This is a genomic window from Streptomyces sp. NPDC030814 (genome assembly GCF_055572155.1).
Genome location: NZ_JBVIDX010000038.1, coordinates 20,607 through 38,722, shown reverse-complemented (window position 1 = coordinate 38,722; position 18,116 = coordinate 20,607). Strand labels below are relative to the sequence as shown.

Here is an 18,116-nt window from a genome sequence, read left to right as displayed (position 1 = left end):
GATCAGCAGATTATCCGTCCGCACCGTCAACGCTCACGCTGGGGGGCGGGTTACGCAACCGGAACGGGAATGGGGCCCTCCCGGTCACGCCACCCGGTCCCCCGGGACTTGTGACAAGGGTGTTCCGGGCTCCTGGCAATCGCGTTCCGGTACTCCTGACCCGCGCCCTCAGAGGCTCATTCCCAGGCCCTCGGAGGCTCCCGGCGATGCTCAGCAGGCCCCGACCCACTCCTCCGTCCCGTCGGAGAACCTCTGGTGCTTCCAGATGGGCACCTCGTGCTTCAGGTCGTCGATGAGCTTGCGGCACGCCTCGAAGGCCTCACCGCGGTGCGGGCACGACACGGCGACGACCACGGCGAGATCCCCGACCTTCAGACTTCCCACCCGGTGTACGGCAGCGAGCGCCCGCACCGGATAACTGGCGACCACCTTCTCCGCGATCCGCCGCATCTCCGCCTCGGCGGTCGGATGACACGAATAGCCGAGCTCGTCGACATCGGCTCCCCCGTCGTGGTTCCGCACGGTCCCCACGAACAGCGCGGTCCCCCCGGCGGCGTCGTCCCCGACGGCCCGGAAGACCTCGTCCACGGAGAGCGGGGTCTCCCGGACACCGATCAGCTTGATGGGCTCGTCGGCCCCCTGCTCACCGGGGTGATCGTTCATCGCTGCCATACCTCCATCGTGCCCCACCCGCCCCCCGCCCGACATGGTCGGATCAGCAGGCACCCGCGCGTACGTGCTTGTCTCGTCCTACAGAGTTCTGTCACGTCCCACAGAGGGCAGCCGCCCCACGGGGGCATCGCAGTCCCCCAGGGGCGCCGTCGCCCCACGGCGACGCATGCACCGTCACAGCCGCCGTCGAGCCTTCCGAGCCCGCCGCACCAGCGCCGCCGTACCCAGCAGCGCGACCGTCGCACCCGCGGCGCCGGCCGCCGTCGCGTCCTTCCGGCCGAGCCGGCGCCCGGCCACGGTATGGCGCCCGGACACCTCCTCCAGCAGTTCCGCGAGCACTTCCTCGTTCGTCCACTGCGGCCGCCACCCGGCCTCGTGCAACCGGCTTCCGCTGACCACCCAGGGGTACATCGTGTACGCCAGGTCCCCGGCCGGCGACGGGGTGAGCCCGATCCGGTGCAGCCGGGCCGCGGCTCCGAGAGCCACCGCGGACGGCAGCTCCATGCGCCGGATCCCGCTGAGCTCCTCGACCTCCTCCTGCTCCAGCCAGCCCTCGCACCCGACGGCCAGCTCCCCGTCGACCTTCTCCTGGACGGCGTACTCCAGCGCCCCGCAGAGGTCCTCGACGTGACAGAACTGCCAGGCGGGCCGCGACCCGGCCACCACCAGCAGTCGAGGCGACTCGAAATACCTGGTCAGCGCGGTGTCCGTACCGCCGACGAGGACGGCGGGCCGGACGACGGTGACATTGAGGCCCGGGTGGGCGCGCGGCGCACGGCGGGCGAGGCGCTCGATCTCCAGCAGGTCGCCCACCCCGGTGGCCTCCGCGGTCGCCCGCAGTTCGGCGTCCTCGGAGAGGGGCAGCTCGTTGTCGGGCAGTGCCCCGTAGACCATGGCCGACGTGCACAGCACGACACGGTGCACCCCGGCCGCGGCCGCCGCGGTGAGGACGGTCTGCGTGCCCCGGACGTTGTACGCGCTGCGTGCCGCCGGGTCGGTGCCCAGATCGAGGTCGACCGCGAGGTGCACCACGACGTCCGCGCCGCGCAGCTTGTCGGCGATCGCCGGGTCCCGTACGTCGAGGATGTGCCACTGGGCCGCCGAGCACTCCCCGCGCCGCTCGTCGATGGCGATGACCTGCCGGATCTCTGCGGACTCGGCGAGCCGCTCGGTGAGCAGCGCGCCCACACCGGACGCGGCGCCGGTGACCGCGACGACGGGTCCGCGCGCGGCAGAGCTGGTTGAGTGGTTTCGCGCTGCGCGAACCTGCGGATCTGGGGAACTCACCGGGCGTCTCCAGCGGTTGTCTTCAGTACGAACGCGGGTGACGCGTACGTACCAGGTGGCATCCATCCTGCCGCAGGCCTTCAGTCGGCGGAGCACCGAGGCCCGAACGCGCCGCGGTGTCTACGCTGGGTGGTGTTCGGGCAGCCGTGCCGTCGGTGGAACCGACGGCCCTACCAGCCGAGGAATCCCGTGAGTGACACCCCATTCGGATTCGGCCTTCCGCCGGAGGAGCCGGACGACGGCGACGAGGGCAAGAAGAAGGACCAGCAGAGCGGTGGTGGTCAGGGGCCTGCCAACCCGTTCGGCTTCGGCTTCCCCGGTGCCGGCGGCTCCGGTGCCGACAATCCGTTCGCCGCGATGTTCGGTTCCATGAACCCCACCGACCTGGGCGCCGCCTTCCAGCAGCTGGGCCAGATGCTCTCGTACGAGGGCGGCCCGGTGAACTGGGACATGGCCAAGCAGATCGCCCGTCAGACGGTGTCCCAGGGCACCGCAGACGGCACCAAGGACTCCAGCGTCGGCCCCGCCGAGCGCACCGCCGTCCAGGAGGCCGTCCGCCTGGCAGACCTGTGGCTGGACGACGCGACGTCCCTGCCGTCGGGTGCCGGATCCGCGGTGGCGTGGAGCCGCGCGGAATGGGTGGAGGCGACCCTGCCCGCCTGGAAGGAGCTCGTCGACCCGGTGGCCGAGCGCGTCGGCGGCGCCATGGGCGACATCCTGCCGGAGGAGATGCAGGCCATGGCGGGCCCGCTGATCGGCATGATGAAGTCGATGGGCGGAGCCATGTTCGGCCAGCAGATCGGGCAGGCCGTGGGGGTGCTCGCGGGCGAGGTCGTCGGCTCGACCGACGTCGGCCTGCCCCTCGGTCCGGCCGGCAAGGCCGCCCTCCTGCCGGTCAACGTGGAGGCGTTCGGCAAGGACCTGGGCATCGGCCAGGACGAGGTGCGGCTCTACCTGGCGCTGCGTGAGGCCGCCCACCAGCGGCTCTTCGCCCATGTGCCGTGGCTGCGCTCGCACCTGTTCGGCGCGGTCGAGGGCTATGCGCGCGGGATCAAGGTCGACACGGCCAAGCTGGAGGACGTGGTCGGCCAGTTCGACCCGCAGAACCCCGAGGAACTGCAGCAGGCGCTTCAGCAGGGCATGTTCCAGCCGGAGGACACGCCGGAGCAGAAGGCCGCTCTGGCTCGTCTGGAGACGGCTCTGGCGCTCGTGGAGGGCTGGGTGGACGCGGTGGTGCACGCCGCTGCCAAGCCGCGCCTGTCCTCCGCCGACGCGCTGCGCGAGACCCTGCGCCGCCGCCGCGCCACGGGTGGCCCGGCCGAGCAGACGTTCGCCACGCTGATCGGCCTGGAGCTGCGTCCCCGCCGACTGCGCGACGCCTCCCGCCTGTGGGCCTCCCTCACGGACGCGCGCGGCGTCGACGGCCGGGACGCCCTGTGGGCACACCCGGACATGCTGCCCAACGCCTCCGACCTGGACGACCCCGACGGCTTCGTCCACCGCGAGCAGCTGGACTTCTCGGAACTGGACAAGATGCTCGGCGAGGCCGCGTCCGGTTCCGACGAGAAGCCGGAGCCGAAGAAGAAGGACGACGACACCGAGTGATCCTGTACGACGACGCGGTCCTCGTACTGAAGGGCTACGAGGACCAGCCGGCGCTGCGCCAGGCCTACCTCGACCATCTGGCCGAGCACCCGGACGGCATCTGGAAGGCCTGCGAGGCAGGGCACATCACGGCGAGCGGCCTGGTGATCGACCCCGAGCGCGGGCGGGTCCTCCTGACGCTCCACAGGAAGCTGCGCATGTGGCTCCAGATGGGGGGACATTGCGAGCCCGGGGACACCAGCCTCGCGGCCGCCGCCCTGCGCGAGGCGACGGAGGAGTCCGGCGTCACCGGCCTGACCCTGCTCCCGGGCGGACCGGTGCGCCTGGACCGCCACCCGATCCCGCCGCCCTGCCACTGGCACTACGACGTCCAGTACGCGGTGCTGGCGCCCCCGGACGCCGAACACCTGGTCAGCGACGAGTCGCTCGACGTGCGCTGGTTCCCGTACGCCGAGGTGGCGGACGTGGCGGACAAGTCGGTCGTACGGCTGCTGGAGGCGACGCGAGCGCGGCTGTGACCGTGCGCCAGGCCGGGCACGGCTCGGCCCTCAGCATGTGAGGGCGTGGGGCGACCTCGCTCTTCCGGGTGGTGTCGGCGGTGGGGCGGAGTGGAGTCGCCGGGCTCTGGGAAGGCCCCCGCCGGGGGGAAGCAAGCCGTAAGGGGCGACCGCCATGGCGGTCGCCCCTTACGCGTCTCTCGGCTGCCCGACGCGGCGATCAGTTGCGGCTGCCCCCGAGGTTGTTCCCGCTCAGGCCGCCCGCGCCCATGCCGAACTGACCGAGCACCCCGGACGTACGGACGTGCTGCGGCGGCAGCAGCTCGCTCGGCTGCACCAGGACGTGCCCGCTGCCGGAGAAGTGCATCTCCCAGCCCTCACCGGTGGAGCCCCGACGGCGCCACACGGCGGATGTCGAGGTCGGCGCCTGGAGCTGGGTGCGCAGCGAGGTGGACCAGGCGATGACGGCGTCCGAGTCGACACAGATGTTCTTCTCGGGGGTCACTTCGAGCGCCAGCGGCTCACCCGAGGTCATCAGGACGACCTTGCCGCCGCCGGACAGCTCCAGGTTGTACGCCCCCGCCGAGGCGACCTCGACGGCGCTGTCCACGGCGACGATGCCGACGTTGAGGGAGCCGTCGAACGCCAGGACCGCGGAGGAGTCCACCGTGATGCCGCGGCCGACGTCCATGATGTGCAGGTACTGCGCGAAGTTGGCGAGATACACGATCCCGTTGCCCTTGCAGCGCATGAGTTCCAGACGCTCACCGGTCATCCGCTCGGCGTTGCGCCAGCTGCGGTTGCGGTACTGGCTGTCGAACTCGACCTGCCCCTCGAAAGCGACCATGGCGCCCTGGCGGGCCAGGACGGGGCTGCTGCCGATGGTGACGTCCGTCTTGAGCAGCTGCGGGTTCTGCAGCGTGTAGCGCTCGGTGTGCTCCACCGGGATGTGCGCGAAGAGTGTGCTGTGCATGGTGTGCTGTTCTCCTCTCGGCCCCGGTCAGCCACGGACCTTGAAACGGTCACCGGTGTCCTCGCTGGGCTGGACGACCACGAAGCCCTGCCCCTTGAACCCGATCTGGAAGGCCTCTCCGCTGCCCCGGCCGATGAGCGCGCCGGCCTTGATGGTGCGGCGGGCCTTCATGTCGAGGCCGTCGGTCCAGGCGATCAGCGCGTCCGGGTCGACGTACGTCTCCCGTTCGGCGCAGTCGAGGGAGATCGGCACGCCCCGGCTGACCAGGGCGACCCACCCGGTGCCCCGGATGACCAGGTTGGTCAGGCCGGAGCCGGAGAGCTTGGCGAGGCCCTTGACCGGTTCGATGCTCAGCTGGAGGGAGGCGTCGCAGGCCAGCAGGGTGGGACCGTTGACGGACAGCGCCTCGTTGTTCAGGTGGACGATGAGGACGTCACCGCCGTAGTCGGCGAGGTAGAGGTCGCCGTCGCCGCGGCAGAGCATCAGTTTGCCGCCCTCTCCGGTGACCATCTCCTCGGCGCTGCGGCGCAGCGAGGCGGGCGCGGCGTCGAACTGCACGAACCCGTCGTACGCGATCATCGAGCCGGCCTTCGCCAGGAGATCCTGCCCGGTGACCATGGTGACCTTGAGCGTCTTGGAGCTGTGCACGCTCATCCGGACGCCGGTGGCCGCGGAGCGGTGCGCGTTGAGTGTCTGGAGGTCCATGCTCTGCCTCACACCTCGAAGGGCTGGACGACGACGAAGTTGCCGGGGGCACCGCGGAACTGGAGGTTGATCGCCTCCTGGGTCTGCCGGGCGTACCCGGAGCGGCGCAGCCTCAGCGAGGTCGTGGTGACGGCCTGCGCACCGGCGGACCAGGCGATGACGGCGTTGCCGTCGACATAGGTGGCCGGGCCGACGGGAAGCACGACGGGGACGCCGCGCGTCTTGACGACGACCGCTCCCGTGCCGGAGAAGAGCATGCTGAACAGTCCGCCGCCGGGCAGACCGGCGCCCTCGATGCGGCGGATCTCGGTGTCCAGCGCCTCGTCGAAGGCGAGGACGCCGCGCGCGCTGGTGTAGAGCTGCTCGTTCTGGAGGCGGATGACGAAGAGCCTGCTGCCCTCGTCGGCGAGGAACACCTCGCCGTCGCCGGAACAGCGCATCAGGGCCATGCCCTGTCCGGTGAGCTGTCCCGTCAACTTGCCGAGCAGGCCGGACCCCTTGTGGGCGAAGTCGATGTCGCCCTGGTAGGCGACCATGCTGCCCTGCTTTGCGAGGATGTTGGCGCCCTTGGTGAGGGTGGCCCGCACCATCTGCGGGTTCTGCTCGGTCCAGCGGTCACCGACGGGTGCCTCGGAGTACTTCGTCAGCACGACGCGGAGTCCGGCGTCCGGGGGCACGGGGGCGAGCTGTGTGCCGCCGCCGAACGGCTGCCCTTGCCCGGGGAAGGCCGCGGGGGCGCCCGGCGGTGTGAACGGGCCGCCCTGAGGTGCCGCGCCGGGCGGCGGCGTGAAGGGTCCGCCCTGCGGCGGTGCGCCCGGAGGGGTGAACGGGCCGCCCTGCGGCGGGGCACCGGGCGGAGTGAAGGGCCCGCCCGGCGGTGCGGCCGGCGGCGGGACGGTGCCGCCTGGCGGCGTGTGGAGCGGCGCGGCGATCGTCGGAGCGGCGTGCACGGAGGGTGAGGGCGCCGGGGGCGCGTATCCCTGGGACGGGGCCGGGGCCGGCGCGGCGGGGGCGCCGAACGCAGGCGGGGCGAAGCCGGGAGCCGGGTCCGTCTGCGGCTGCTGGGGCGCGGCGGCCGGCTCCTCCTCGGCGACCTCGCCGCCGAAGTTCTTCAGCAGCGCGTCGAGGCCGCCGTCGAAGCCCTGGCCGACGGCGGCGAACCGCCAGACGTCCTTCAGGTAGAAGTCGCCCAGCATCACGGCGCGCTCGGTGGAGAACTCCGAGCCGTCGAACGGGTACCGGGCCACCTCCTCGCCGCCCGCGACGATGCGGATGTAGCCGGGGGAGATCTGCGACATCTGGCCATTGCCGTCGATCGTCGCCGTGAACGACAGCTTCTGGATCTGTGGCGGGATCCTGTCGAGCGTGACCCGGAAGGATTCCGTGTCGCCCGACTGGGCGCCCAGGAGCTGGATGGCTTCCTCGGGACTCTTCGGCTGGTTGAAGAAGACGAAGTAACGGTCGTCCGAGAGACGTTCGTCGGCGTCCAGACCGAAGCAGCTGATGTCGAAGGTCAATCCGGGGGCGGAGATCTGTACGCCTACGTACAGATCTGTACCCGCGGTGAGGTCACTGATCTTGGCCTTGTGGCCGCGCTGGAATTCCCTGGCCATGCGTAACGACCGTCCCCCATCCCGAAAGTGAGTGCGCCTGCGAGTGCGTCGCGCCAGGCTAACCGCAAAGTCCGAGACCGTACGAGGCTGGTACAGAGCCGCTACAAAAGTGCCTCTTCGAGCCACCGTGCCGGGAAACGTCCACGCGCACGTGAAGTGCCCTTCAGGCCACCCGCGGGTGCGGTGGCGTCCCTGGAGGCGCGGGCACGTCAGCGGTCGTCCCGGAAGCGGGGCCGCTCGCCGCACGGGGGTCCGCTGAGCGCGGAATCCGCCGCCGCGGGGGGCGTTCCCGAGGCGGAGTCACTCGTCGTCGGCCGCGGGGAGATGCGGCAGCCGGTCGGCGGCGACCACTCCTTCGAGGTACCCGCGAGCACGCTCCGTGCGCGGGTAGGCCTCCAGCAGGCGCCAGAAGCGTGGCCCGTGACCCGGTACGAGCAGGTGTGCGAGTTCGTGGAGGAGGACGTAGTCGACGACGTACTCGGGCATGCCCTGCAGACGGTGCGAGAGCCGGATGCTGCCCTCGGCGGGGGTGCACGAGCCCCAGCGGGTGTTCTGGTTGGTGACCCAGCGGACGGAGGTGGGCCGGGCCCGCCCGCCGAAGTACTGGTCCGACAGGCGGGCGGCTCGCTCGGCCAGTTCCGTGTCGCCGAGGAGCCGTCTGCTTTCCTGCGCGGCCAGCTTGTCGAGCATGACGGTCACCCAGCGTTGCTCCTCCGCCTCGGACATCCGGGCGGGGATCAGTACGACGGTGCGATCGCCCTCTCGGTACGCGGAGACGGTTCTGCGCCGTCGGGCGCTCCTGCGGACCTCGATCGCGCTCGCCCCCGAGCCGCTTGGCGGCTGGCTCGTCGTGCTGCGCTGTGGCTTTCCGGCGCGGTGCAGTGGGTCGGCGGGCACGCCCCGACGTTACCCGCTGCACACGGGGGAAGTCCCGCCTCCGGGACGGTTCGATATCGATCCGCACTCCGAGCGCCTGATTTGTACGACGAACGCCGTCGCCTGTGGACAACTCTCGACGCGCATCGTCGCGGTCCGTGCATGCTGGCACCCGTCGGCGCTCCAGGCACTCGCCTCGCCGGCACATGGGGATCTTCTTCTGGCTACGGGGGCCGATCATGCATCCGATGGTGAAGCCCGCGCTCCGGCGCGGTTGGCGGGATCTCAATACCGTGCAGTTCGGTCTCGCACCGGCGCACGCCATGGTCCTGGGGCCGATGGACACGGCGACGGGCAGTTTCCTCGACCTCCTCGATGGAACACGCGGCCTGCCGCTCCTGCGCGAGGAGGGGCGCTCGATGGGCCTGCCCGACGGCCATGTGGACGGACTGGTGGACCGGCTTGCCGCGTCCGGCCTGCTGGACGACGCCACCGGCGGCGGCCCGGCCGCGGACGCCCTGCGGGGCAAGCCCGAGGTCCTGGACCGGCTGCGGCCCGACGCCGCCACGCTCTCTCTGACCACCCCCACCCCCGGCGACGCCCTGCGGCACCTGGCCGCCCGCCGCTCACTGAGAGTGCAGGTACGGGGCGCGGGCCGGGTGGGCGCGGTGCTCGCCTGTCTGCTGTCGGGGGCGGGCGTCGGCGAGGTCGATGTGCGCGACGTCGGGCGGGTCGAGCCGTGGGATGTGGCGCCGGGCGGCCTGCCGGTCGAGTCGATCGGCGAGGGCAGGGATGTCGCGGCGCGCCGGGCCGCCCGACACGCGGCCCCCGGCCGGCCGCCCCGGCGCCGCGGCGGGCCGCAATCCACCACGGACCCGGCCGAGGAGATGCCGCCGCACCGCCTCCGCGACGAGCCCGGCTTCTCCCTGGTGATCCTCGCCCCACGCGACGCCGTCGACGTCCAGGCCCCCAGGCCCGCCGCCGCGGAGCCGCTCATCGCCTCCGGAACACCCCATCTCTACGTGGGCGTCGTCGAGGGCACCGGTGTCGTGGGTCCCCTGGTCCTGCCCGGTGAGACGGGCTGCGCGGGCTGCCTGGAGCGGAGGCGCGCGGACCGCGACGAGAGCTGGCCGCGTCTGGTCGCACAGTGGCGCTCCGGTCGCCCACGTCAGGTCGAGGCCTGCGACATGGCGCTGGCCACAGCGGTCGCAGCGCTGGCCGCGGGGCACGCCCTCTCCTTCCTCGACGGACAGACGCCGTCCAGCGCGGGTGCCCGCTGGGAGGCCTCTCTACCGGGGCTCGACTGGCACTCGCGCCCGGTGTGGTCCCATCCCGGTTGCCCCTGCGGGGCGGCGGAGAATGACCCGAGCGAGAAAGGTAACGGGGAACACACCCCAAAAGAAGGGGAACAGCGCGAGACAATGGCGGAGCATCAGCGGTCAACGAGGTTGTCCCGCAAGGCGTACGCGGCACGGCCGGCTGGGACTTGGAGGGCGCATGTCTGATCTTCCCCGGAAGGCGGTCACCCGGACCGCCAAGCTCGCCGCGCTCCCGCTCGGCATCGCGGGTCGGGCCACCTGGGGCCTCGGCAAACGGATCGTCGGCGAGTCGGCGGAGCTCGTGGGCCGTGAGCTCCAGCAGCGCACCGCGGAGCAGCTGTTCAAGGTGCTGGGCGAGCTCAAGGGCGGCGCCATGAAGTTCGGGCAGGCTCTGTCCGTCTTCGAGTCGGCGCTCCCGGAGGAGGTCGCGGGCCCCTACCGCGCCGCGCTGACCAAGCTCCAGGACGCTGCTCCGCCGATGCCGACCCGCACCGTGCACTCCGTGCTGCGGGAGCGGATCGGTGAGGACTGGCAGGAGCTGTTCCTCGAATTCGAGGACAAGCCGGCCGCGGCGGCCTCGATCGGCCAGGTCCACCGCGCGGTGTGGCACGACGGGCGTGCGGTCGCGGTCAAGGTGCAGTATCCGGGTGCGGGCGAGGCCCTCCTCTCCGACCTCGGGCAGCTCAGCCGGTTCGCCCGCCTGCTGGGACCGCTGGTCCCCGGGATGGACATCAAGCCGCTTATCGCGGAGCTGCGGGACCGTGTCTCCGAGGAGCTCGACTACGGTCTGGAGGCGCAGGCCCAGCAGGCGCACGCGCAGGAGTTCGCCGACGACCCGGATGTCGTGGTCCCGGCCGTGGTGCACCAGTGCGACCAGGTCCTCGTCACCGAGTGGATGGACGGCACGCCTCTCTCCGAGGTGATCACTGACGGTACCCAGGAGCAGCGCGACCGAGCGGGTCAGCTGCTGACGCGCTTCCTCTTCTCGGGCCCGGCCCGCACCGGTCTTCTGCACGCCGACCCCCACCCCGGGAACTTCCGCCTCCTGCCGGACGAGAAGGTCGGCTGGCGCCTCGGCGTCCTCGACTTCGGCACGGTGGACCGGCTGCCGGGCGGCCTGCCCACACCGATCGGCGACGCCCTGCGCCTGACCATCGAGGGTGAGGCCGAGGCCGTCTACGAGATGCTGTGCGCGGAGGGCTTCGTCAAGGAGTCGATCGCTCTGGACCCGGACGCGGTCCTCGACTATCTGCTCCCGATCATCGAACCGGCCCGGGCGGACGAGTTCACCTTCGCCCGAGGCTGGATGCGCAGCCAGGCCGCTCGTATAGCCGACCCCCGCTCCCCCGCCCACCAGTTGGGCAAGCAGCTCAACCTGCCCCCGTCCTACCTGCTCATTCACCGGGTGACCCTGAGCACCATCGGCGTGCTGTGCCAGCTGGGTGCGACGGTCCGTATGCGCGACGAACTGGAGGAGTGGCTGCCGGGCTTCATGGCGGACGAGGAGCCCGAGTCAGCCACGGGGGCGTGAGCCGGTCGTCGGTCGGCCATCTCGGTCTCGGCGAAGCAGTCCGGAGCAGGTCAGGACACGGCTTCGCCGACACCGCGGGACTCGCCCGGGGGAGCCGGTGCCGCGCCGCCCCGGGCTCGGCCCGCCCCGCTGTGTCCGGCTCACCACCAGGCCGAGTCCAAACGGCCCTCGATCGCGCGGAGGTTCTCCCGGGCGCAGGTCTCGCAGAAGTAGTGCCGACGGCCGTTCTCCACGGAACAGGTCCACAGGGGCTGGGGAGCCTCGGTGGTGGCACCGCAGCCGGCGCACACGAGGGTCTGGGGTCCTGCGGCGAAGCCGCTGTCGTCGCTGCCCCCGGGAATACTCGTCACCGGGCGACGATAACTCCGTGCCCGGCGGATCGGTGCTCGCAACGCAGCGCGGGGGCCGGTCCGTTCGGACCGGCCCCCGCGAGGAGCCACCGTCAGAGGTGGTGGTGATGATGTGCCTGGCTCGGCCGGTTCATGCCGGTGGCCGCGTCGCGGCTACTGCATGACCGCCATGGCGAGCGCACGGCGGGCACGCATCGACGCGCGCTCGGCCCGGCGCTGCATCCGGCGGGCGACCGCCAGGCGCACGGCCCGGCGCTCCTGCTCGGCATGGTGCAGGCGGTCGTGCATATGCGCACGAGCCAGGGCTTCTGGCATGAGATGCATTTCTCGGGTCCTGTTCTGACGCGAGGCGTTCGCGCCGGTGGGGGTGAAGTCTGGGATCGCGGAGCCTGCGGGCTCGCTCGTGGACGGCTTCATCGGGGCCTGCTTCTTGGGGTCGTGCGTGAGGGGGCGGTCGATCGTTCCGGTGATGTTCATGCCGTGACCGGGTTCTTGCGCGGGCGACCACGAGGCCGCTTGCGGGCAACGACGACACCCTGGACGAAGAGCTCGCCACCCCAGACGCCCCAAGGCTCACGCCGCTCCTTGGCGCCGGCGAGGCAGGCCTCCATCAGCGGGCAGGTGCGGCAGAGGGACTTGGCGTACTCGACGTCGGCCGGCGACTCGGCGAAGAAGACCTCCGGGTCGTAGGAGCGGCAGGGGACGGGTACACCCAGGTTCTCGATGGCGTCGTCGAGCGCGGTGAGCGCAGTGAGCGGGGTCAAGGTGGAGTCCTCCGTGAGGCGGGGCGGGGGGATCGTTTCGGAAGGCGGTACGGACGGGGCGTGCGCTTCGAGTTGCACGGTTCGTCTTCCTCGTCTGGTCGTTCCGGCCGGGTGGGCCGGGTGGCGGCTGGTACCGGGTTCTTTTCTTGTCCCGAGGCCCCTTCGTTCTGCAGCCCCCGGTCGGGGACAAACAGAAGGGCCGCGGATCCCGGGTGGGGTTCCGCGGCCCTGAAGGCGCCGGCCTGATCGTCGATCAGGCTGGATCGCTCCAGGGTTCAGGCCCACGGAAGGCCCACATCAGGTGGTGCTGCGTCGTCTGCTTCCGGAATCCGGCACCGGCCGCCGCAAAGGCATAGGCCTGCGCCTGTGCCGCTACTGCTGCTTCCAGTGCCTTGGTCGGTCGCTCATTGCGCTCGCTGACGGGAAGACCCGCAGGAGACACGGAGGACGCCGGACGACCGCCACGGATGGCGGACAGACCGGTGCCCAGGTTCGAGGCGCCGAGCATGCACGTGGAGACGGCCGAGCGATCGGTCATTTTGACCGGGCTGATGAAGCTGGTGTTGATGCTGATCACTGGACTCGCCTCCTCTCGGCGTCTACGGGACCGGTGTGAACCGATCCGACGGATATGAAGTACACCACGAAACCAGGGCCTTGGAGAAGGCCGCTGTTCCCGTGCCTAAGAACCTATGGGGATTGCTGGGGCATGCGCAAACTATTTTTTCGACGAGTTGGTATCAGTCACTCTCGTCCTCGCCCAGGGGTTCCCGACCTGCGCAGATGTCGAGAACATCGGCGCCGTACCGCTGGAGCTTACGGGCGATGACACCGGGGATGCGACCCAGTTCCACCGGAGTGCTCGGCCCCGCTTCCGCGATGGCCATCAGGGTCCGGTCGGTGAAGACGCAGAAGTCGGGCTGCCCGCTGCGCCGGGCCTGGACGGCCCGCCACTCCCGGAGTCGCTCGTAGAGGCCCTCGTCCATGTCGGAGGGGCAGTCCTCGCAGCGCATCAGCTTCATCTCGCCCGCCTCGCGCAGGCTGCGGCCGCAGACCCGGCAGCGGGCGGGGGTCCGACTGGTGCGGCGTGCGACCGGTCCGTTGCCGCCGCCGACCGAGAAGGCGCCGGGGCGGTGGCCCGGCGAGCCCGGCTCGACCCCGCCGGAGGCGCTCGGGCCGGTGCGGCCCCCGGTGGCGGTCGAGCCGGGGCGCAGTCCGTCGAGGAAGCGGCTGGGGCGCCGGTTCGGGCGGCTGCCGGGCGTACGGGAGAGGGCCCAGGAGACGGAGAGCTGCTGCCGGGCCCGGGTGACGCCGACATAGAGGAGTCGTCTCTCCTCCTCGATCTGCTCGTCCGTTCTGGCGTAGGTGATCGGCATCATGCCCTCGGCGACACCGACCAGGAAGACAACATCCCACTCCAGGCCCTTGGCGGAGTGCAGGGAGGCGAGGGTGACGCCCTGGACGGTCGGGGCGTGCTGGGCGCTCGCCCGTTCGTCCAGTTCCGCCACCAGGTCGCCGAGGGTGGCGTCCGGCTTGGCCGCGGCGAAGTCCTGCGCCAGGTTCACCAGGGCCGCCAGTGACTCCCAGCGTTCCCTGACCGCTCCGGAACCCGCCGGTGGTTCGCCGGCCCAGCCCTCGCCGGACAGCACGGCCCGTACCTGTGAGGGAAGGTCTACGGCGTCCTCCAGGAGGCTGTCGTTGCCGCCGAACCGGGCCGCGGCTCGCAGGGCGGACCCCGCCTTGCGCACCTCCGGGCGGTCGAAGAACCGCTCGGCGCCGCGCAGCTGATAGGGCACCCCTGCGTCGGCGAGGGCCTGCTCGTAGGTCTCGGACTGGGAGTTCGTGCGGAACAGGATGGCGATCTCGCTCGCCGGGACCCCGGAGTCGATGAGACCCCGGATGCGGCGGGCGGCGCCCTCCGCCTCGGCGGGCTCGTCCACGTATTCGGTGTAGCGGGGTTCGGGGCCCGGGGGGCGTTGCGAGATCAGCTCCAGGCGGTGGTCGGCGGCGCGGCCGCGGGCCTGGGAGAGGAGGCCGTTGGCGAGGTGGACGACCTGGGGTGTGGAGCGGTAGTCGCGGACGAGCTTGACGACGGTGGCCCCGGGGTGGCGGAGGCGGAAGTCGAGCAGATGGTCGGGGGTTGCGCCCGTGAACGAATAGATCGTCTGGCTGGCGTCACCGACGACGCAGAGGTCGTCCCGGTCGCCGAGCCACAGTTCCAGGAGGCGCTGCTGGAGGGGGCTGACGTCCTGGTACTCGTCGACCACGAAGTGCTGGTACTGGGAGCGGACCTGCTCGGCGATGTCGTGCCGGTCCTGGAGGATGCCGACCGTGAGCAGCAGGACGTCCTCGAAGTCGATCACCGCGCGCTCGCGCTTGAGGTCCTCGTAGGTGGCGTAGAGCTGGGCGATCTCCGCCGGGTCGCGGGGGGTCTCACGACCGTGCTTGGCAGCCGCGGCGGCGTAGTCGGCGGGGACGGTCTGGGTGACCTTGGACCATTCGATCTCGGCGGCGGCGTCCCGTAGTTCGTTGCGATCGAGACGGATGCGGCAGGCGGCCGCCGCGTCCGCGACGAGGGGAATCTTGCGGTCGACGATCCTGGGCATCCCGCCGCCGACGGCCTTCGGCCAGAAGTACTGGAGCTGGCGCAGGGCCGCGGAGTGGAATGTGCGGGCCTGGACCCCGGAGGCGCCGAGCTGGCGGAGGCGGCCGCGCATCTCGCCGGCGGCACGGCTGGTGAAGGTGACGGCGAGCACGCTGGCGGGCTGGAGTATGCCCGCTCGCACGCCGTAGGCGATGCGGTGGGTGATGGCGCGGGTCTTACCCGTGCCCGCTCCCGCAAGGACGCACACCGGCCCGTGCAGGGCGGTGGCCACCGCGCGCTGCTCGGGGTCGAGCCCTTCGAGCACCGCGTCGGCCGAGTCGGGGACCCGCGGGAAGAGGGTGGAGTGCGTTGCTGCTGTCACACGGCCATGCTGCCAGGTCCCCGGAGACGGCCGAGCCGGTTGTCCACAGGCAGGCACCCGCAGTCGTATTAGTGCGGCAGGCTCATGCCGCGGGCGTCCCCGTGTCGTGCCGGTGTCGGCCGGAGGGCGGCGTGGTGGTGGACGCCACCCTGCCCCGGGGAATGGCGGGCCCGTCGCGTACGTTCCACTCACTGCTACGAGCACCCCTCATACCGTGAAGGAGCGCCAGGGACATGGCGGGCACTGTGACGATGTACAGCACCACGTGGTGCGGCTACTGCCGTCGGCTGAAGAGCCAGATGGACCGCGAGGGCATCACGTACACCGAGATCAACATCGAGCAGGACCCGGAGTCCGCGGCGTTCGTGGAGAAGGCGAACGGCGGGAACCAGACCGTTCCCACCGTCCTCTTCCCGGACGGTTCGACCCTCACCAACCCTTCGCTGGCGCAGGTCAAGCAGAAGATAGGCGCGTAGTCGCGCGAGCCCCTGCCGGGTCACACCCCTAGCCGGTGTGTCCCCTGGTCGGCAGGGGCTTGCCGTACCAGAGTTCGATCAGCCGGGCCGCGATCGAGATGCCGTAGGGAGCCAGCACCTCCCCGGACTCGAACGCGGCCCGCAGCTCTTCCCGGGAGAACCAGCGCGCCTCGTGGATCTCGTCGCCGTCCACGTCGACGTCGGTGGAGGTGGCGCGGGCCATGAAGCCGAGCATGAGGCTGGACGGGAAGGGCCATGGCTGGCTGGCGATGTACTCGACCTGGCCGACGGTGATGCCGACCTCCTCGTGGACCTCCCGGCGCACGGCCTGCTCGATGGACTCACCGGGCTCCACGAAGCCCGCGAGAGTCGAGAAGCGGCCCTCGGGCCAGTGGACCTGGCGGCCGAGGAGAAGGCGGTCCTCGTCGTCCGTGACGCCCATGATCACCGCGGGGTCGGTCCGCGGGTAGTGCTCGGCGCCGCAGGGGGGGCAGCGGCGGATGTGACCGGCCGCCGCGATGACCGTGCGCTCGCCGCAGCGGGAGCAGAAGCGGTGGGTGCGCTGCCAGTTCTCCAGGCCCACCGCGTGCACCATGAGGCCGGTGTCGCGCGGCGACAGCAGCATGCCCGCCTCACGCAGGCCGGCCGGGCGGGCCGACTGGTCCATGCGCCCGGGGAGCGAGTCCTTCTGCAGTGCGAAGTAGCTCACACCGTCGGCGTCGGTGCCCAGGAAGTAGCGGTGTGCCTCGGTGAGCGGCGCCTCGAAGGACGGTGTCATGACGAGTTCGGTGGTGCCGTCCGACGTCTCGTCGATGAGGACCTGACCGCCGGAGACCACGAAGCAGCGGGTGGTGGGGTGGCTCCAGGCCGCCGCGAGCCAGGCCTCGTCGAGGCGGTGGTGGGCCGCCCGGTCGATGCCGCTCGGGGCAGTGAGCGCGATGGGACGATCGGCGGTGTGGTCGGTCCAGGACGTCACGGGTGCTTCCAACTCCCCCGGTGGGACGGTCGGGTTCGGGCGGGCGGTTCGGGCGGGGTGTACGGCGGGCGGGCGCGCTGGGGCGTGGGGACTTTCTTCAGTGTGCCCCGCGGGAGCTTTCGGCCAGCTCGCTCCAGAGGTACGCGCTGGTCTCGACGCCCTTCAGCAGCAGGTCCAGTTCGACCTTCTCGTCCGGGGCGTGCCAACCGTCGGAGGGGACGGAGATACCCAGGAAGAGCACGGGTGCGTCGAGGACTTCCTGGAGGTCGGCGGCGGGGCCGGAGCCGCCCTCACGGGTGTAGCGGACTGGCTGCTGGAAGGCGCGGCCCATGGCACGCACCAGGGACTGCAGGGCGGGGTGGTCCAGGGGGGTGAGACATGGACGGGTGGCCCCGCTGAAGGTGATCTCGTGGCGGATGCCGGCGGGGATCCGCTCGGCGGCCCAGGCGGTGACGGCCTTCTCGATGTGGTCCGGGTCCTGGCCGGCGACCAGCCGGAAGGACAGCTTCACCATCGCCGAGGACGGAATGATCGTCTTGCTGCCGACGCCCTGATAGCCGCCGCCGATGCCGTTGACCTCGGCGGTCGGACGGGCCCAGACGCGCTCCAGGGTGGTGTGCCCGGCCTCACCGTGGGTCGCAGTCGACTTGGCCGTGCGCAGCCACCGCTCCTCGTCGAAGGGCAGTTCGGCGAAGAGTTCGCGCTCGCGGTCGGTGAGTTCGACGATGCCGTCGTAGAAGCCGGGGATCGCCACGCGCGCGTGCTCGTCGTGCAGGGCGGCGACCAGGCGGGCGACCTCGGTGGCCGGGTTCGGGACGGCGCCGCCGAAGGAGCCGGAGTGGATGTCCTGGTCGGGGCCGTACAGCCGGATCTCGCACTCGGCGAGGCCGCGCATGCCGGTGCACACGGTCGGGGTGTCCGCGGACCACATGCCGGTGTCGGAGACGACCACCGCGTCGGCGGCGAGCCGCTCGGCGTGCTCCTCGACGAGGGCCCGGAAGTGCGGTGAGCCGGACTCCTCCTCACCCTCGATGAGCATCTTCAGGTGGACGGCCGGGGTGCCGCGGCCGGTGGTGGCGAGGTGGGCGCGGACGCCGAGTGTGTGGAAGAACACCTGGCCCTTGTCGTCGGCCGCCCCGCGCGCGTGGAGACGGTTGCCCCGGATCACGGGCTCGAACGGCTCGCTGTCCCAGCCGTCCTCGCGGGCGGCGGGCTGCACGTCGTGGTGGCCGTAGACCAGGACGGTGGGGGCGTCGGGGTCCTCGGAGGGCCATTCGGCGAAGACGGCGGGAGCGCCGGGTGTCTCCCAGACCTCGGCTACGGGGAAGCCGGTCTCCCGGAACTTGGCGGCCAGCCAGTCGGCGCTGCGGCGTACGTCCGTCGCGTGCTCGGGCTGCGCCGACACCGACGGGATGCGCAGCCATTCCACGAGGTCGTCGAGGAAGGCGGCACGGTGGTTCTCGATGTACGTACGGACGGCGCTGTCCGGGGTCTCGCTCATGCTCA

At 71.4% G+C, this 18,116-nt stretch carries 18 protein-coding genes; 5 read left to right on the top strand and 13 right to left on the bottom strand.

Annotated elements, in window-relative coordinates:
- Positions 1–210 precede the first annotated feature (210 nt).
- Both ACZ43N_RS40210 and ACZ43N_RS40205 read right to left on the bottom strand, forming a co-directional pair.
- The gene (locus ACZ43N_RS40210) at positions 211–672 is read right to left on the bottom strand and encodes a molybdenum cofactor biosynthesis protein MoaE (RefSeq protein WP_468104477.1); all 462 of its coding nucleotides are present in this window, start codon (positions 670–672) and stop codon (positions 211–213) included.
- Between the two features lie 174 nt (positions 673–846).
- On the bottom strand, positions 847–1,959 hold the full coding sequence (locus ACZ43N_RS40205; RefSeq protein ID WP_468104476.1) for an SDR family oxidoreductase: 1,113 nt from the start codon (positions 1,957–1,959) through the stop codon (positions 847–849).
- Positions 1,960–2,148: 189 nt separating this feature from the next.
- Here ACZ43N_RS40205 and ACZ43N_RS40200 point away from each other — a divergent pair, with 189 nt between their 5' ends.
- Positions 2,149–3,564: a zinc-dependent metalloprotease gene (locus ACZ43N_RS40200; RefSeq protein ID WP_468104474.1), complete on the top strand. Its 1,416-nt coding sequence runs from the start codon at positions 2,149–2,151 to the stop codon at positions 3,562–3,564.
- Positions 3,561–4,082, top strand: coding sequence for an NUDIX hydrolase (locus tag ACZ43N_RS40195; RefSeq protein WP_468104473.1), 522 nt, complete (start codon positions 3,561–3,563; stop codon positions 4,080–4,082). The genes ACZ43N_RS40200 and ACZ43N_RS40195 overlap by 4 nt, the downstream gene beginning before the upstream one ends.
- A gap of 199 nt (positions 4,083–4,281) precedes the next feature.
- Here ACZ43N_RS40195 and ACZ43N_RS40190 read toward each other — a convergent pair whose 3' ends face one another.
- The 4 genes from ACZ43N_RS40190 to ACZ43N_RS40175 form a co-directional block, all read right to left on the bottom strand.
- Complete coding sequence (locus ACZ43N_RS40190) at positions 4,282–5,034, bottom strand: AIM24 family protein (RefSeq protein WP_468074637.1); 753 nt, start codon at positions 5,032–5,034, stop codon at positions 4,282–4,284.
- A gap of 27 nt (positions 5,035–5,061) precedes the next feature.
- Positions 5,062–5,739 (bottom strand): AIM24 family protein, encoded by a 678-nt coding sequence (locus ACZ43N_RS40185; protein WP_468104471.1) that lies wholly within the window; start codon positions 5,737–5,739, stop codon positions 5,062–5,064.
- An 8-nt stretch (positions 5,740–5,747) separates the two neighbouring features.
- Complete coding sequence (locus ACZ43N_RS40180; RefSeq protein WP_468104469.1) at positions 5,748–7,352, bottom strand: TerD family protein; 1,605 nt, start codon at positions 7,350–7,352, stop codon at positions 5,748–5,750.
- 300 nt (positions 7,353–7,652) lie between these two features.
- Positions 7,653–8,249 carry a M48 metallopeptidase family protein gene (locus ACZ43N_RS40175; RefSeq protein WP_468104467.1) on the bottom strand — a complete coding sequence of 199 codons (597 nt, stop codon included), beginning with the start codon at positions 8,247–8,249 and terminating at the stop codon, positions 7,653–7,655.
- A 218-nt stretch (positions 8,250–8,467) separates the two neighbouring features.
- Between ACZ43N_RS40175 and ACZ43N_RS40170 the strand changes: the two genes are divergently transcribed.
- Together ACZ43N_RS40170 and ACZ43N_RS40165 are read left to right on the top strand one after the other, a co-directional pair.
- Positions 8,468–9,733 carry a TOMM precursor leader peptide-binding protein gene (locus ACZ43N_RS40170; RefSeq protein WP_468104466.1) on the top strand — a complete coding sequence of 422 codons (1,266 nt, stop codon included), beginning with the start codon at positions 8,468–8,470 and terminating at the stop codon, positions 9,731–9,733.
- Complete coding sequence (locus ACZ43N_RS40165) at positions 9,726–11,078, top strand: ABC1 kinase family protein (RefSeq protein ID WP_468104464.1); 1,353 nt, start codon at positions 9,726–9,728, stop codon at positions 11,076–11,078. The genes ACZ43N_RS40170 and ACZ43N_RS40165 overlap by 8 nt, the downstream gene beginning before the upstream one ends.
- 140 nt (positions 11,079–11,218) lie before the next feature.
- Here the strand turns inward: ACZ43N_RS40165 and ACZ43N_RS40160 are convergent, their stop codons facing one another.
- The 5 genes from ACZ43N_RS40160 to ACZ43N_RS40140 all read right to left on the bottom strand — a co-directional run bounded on the left by ACZ43N_RS40160 (position 11,219) and on the right by ACZ43N_RS40140 (position 15,215).
- On the bottom strand, positions 11,219–11,428 hold the full coding sequence (locus ACZ43N_RS40160; protein WP_468104463.1) for a hypothetical protein: 210 nt from the start codon (positions 11,426–11,428) through the stop codon (positions 11,219–11,221).
- Positions 11,429–11,581: 153 nt separating this feature from the next.
- Entirely contained in the window at positions 11,582–11,905 is a 324-nt protein-coding gene (locus ACZ43N_RS40155) for a hypothetical protein (protein WP_468104461.1), read from the bottom strand.
- A complete protein-coding gene (locus tag ACZ43N_RS40150; RefSeq protein ID WP_055538974.1) occupies positions 11,902–12,270 on the bottom strand; it encodes a WhiB family transcriptional regulator in 369 nt (122 codons plus the stop codon). Before ACZ43N_RS40150 ends, ACZ43N_RS40155 begins: the two co-directional genes overlap by 4 nt.
- A gap of 175 nt (positions 12,271–12,445) precedes the next feature.
- Positions 12,446–12,769, bottom strand: coding sequence for a hypothetical protein (locus ACZ43N_RS40145; protein WP_468104459.1), 324 nt, complete (start codon positions 12,767–12,769; stop codon positions 12,446–12,448).
- 163 nt (positions 12,770–12,932) lie between these two features.
- On the bottom strand, positions 12,933–15,215 hold the full coding sequence (locus ACZ43N_RS40140) for an ATP-dependent DNA helicase UvrD2 (RefSeq protein WP_468104457.1): 2,283 nt from the start codon (positions 15,213–15,215) through the stop codon (positions 12,933–12,935).
- Between the two features lie 176 nt (positions 15,216–15,391).
- Between ACZ43N_RS40140 and ACZ43N_RS40135 the strand changes: the two genes are divergently transcribed.
- A complete protein-coding gene (locus tag ACZ43N_RS40135; RefSeq protein WP_055519018.1) occupies positions 15,392–15,634 on the top strand; it encodes a mycoredoxin in 243 nt (80 codons plus the stop codon).
- A 28-nt stretch (positions 15,635–15,662) separates the two neighbouring features.
- Here the strand turns inward: ACZ43N_RS40135 and nudC are convergent, their stop codons facing one another.
- Together nudC and ACZ43N_RS40125 are read right to left on the bottom strand one after the other, a co-directional pair.
- On the bottom strand, positions 15,663–16,610 hold the full coding sequence (nudC, locus tag ACZ43N_RS40130; RefSeq protein ID WP_468104454.1) for an NAD(+) diphosphatase: 948 nt from the start codon (positions 16,608–16,610) through the stop codon (positions 15,663–15,665).
- Between the two features lie 97 nt (positions 16,611–16,707).
- On the bottom strand, positions 16,708–18,111 hold the full coding sequence (locus tag ACZ43N_RS40125; RefSeq protein WP_468104453.1) for a dipeptidase: 1,404 nt from the start codon (positions 18,109–18,111) through the stop codon (positions 16,708–16,710).
- Between the last annotated feature and the right edge of the window lie 5 nt (positions 18,112–18,116).

What these genes read in the sequence shown, in the direction of transcription:
- ACZ43N_RS40210 (WP_468104477.1), bottom strand. Translation starts at nt 672, where the DNA reads ATGGCAGCGATGAACGATCACCCCGGTGAGCAGGGGGCCGACGAGCCC.
- ACZ43N_RS40190 (WP_468074637.1), bottom strand. Translation starts at nt 5,034, where the DNA reads ATGCACAGCACACTCTTCGCGCACATCCCGGTGGAGCACACCGAGCGC.
- ACZ43N_RS40185 (WP_468104471.1), bottom strand. Translation starts at nt 5,739, where the DNA reads ATGGACCTCCAGACACTCAACGCGCACCGCTCCGCGGCCACCGGCGTC.
- ACZ43N_RS40180 (WP_468104469.1), bottom strand. Translation starts at nt 7,352, where the DNA reads ATGGCCAGGGAATTCCAGCGCGGCCACAAGGCCAAGATCAGTGACCTC.
- ACZ43N_RS40170 (WP_468104466.1), top strand. Translation starts at nt 8,468, where the DNA reads ATGCATCCGATGGTGAAGCCCGCGCTCCGGCGCGGTTGGCGGGATCTC.
- ACZ43N_RS40165 (WP_468104464.1), top strand. Translation starts at nt 9,726, where the DNA reads ATGTCTGATCTTCCCCGGAAGGCGGTCACCCGGACCGCCAAGCTCGCC.
- ACZ43N_RS40155 (WP_468104461.1), bottom strand. Translation starts at nt 11,905, where the DNA reads ATGAACATCACCGGAACGATCGACCGCCCCCTCACGCACGACCCCAAG.
- ACZ43N_RS40135 (WP_055519018.1), top strand. Translation starts at nt 15,392, where the DNA reads ATGGCGGGCACTGTGACGATGTACAGCACCACGTGGTGCGGCTACTGC.
- ACZ43N_RS40125 (WP_468104453.1), bottom strand. Translation starts at nt 18,111, where the DNA reads ATGAGCGAGACCCCGGACAGCGCCGTCCGTACGTACATCGAGAACCAC.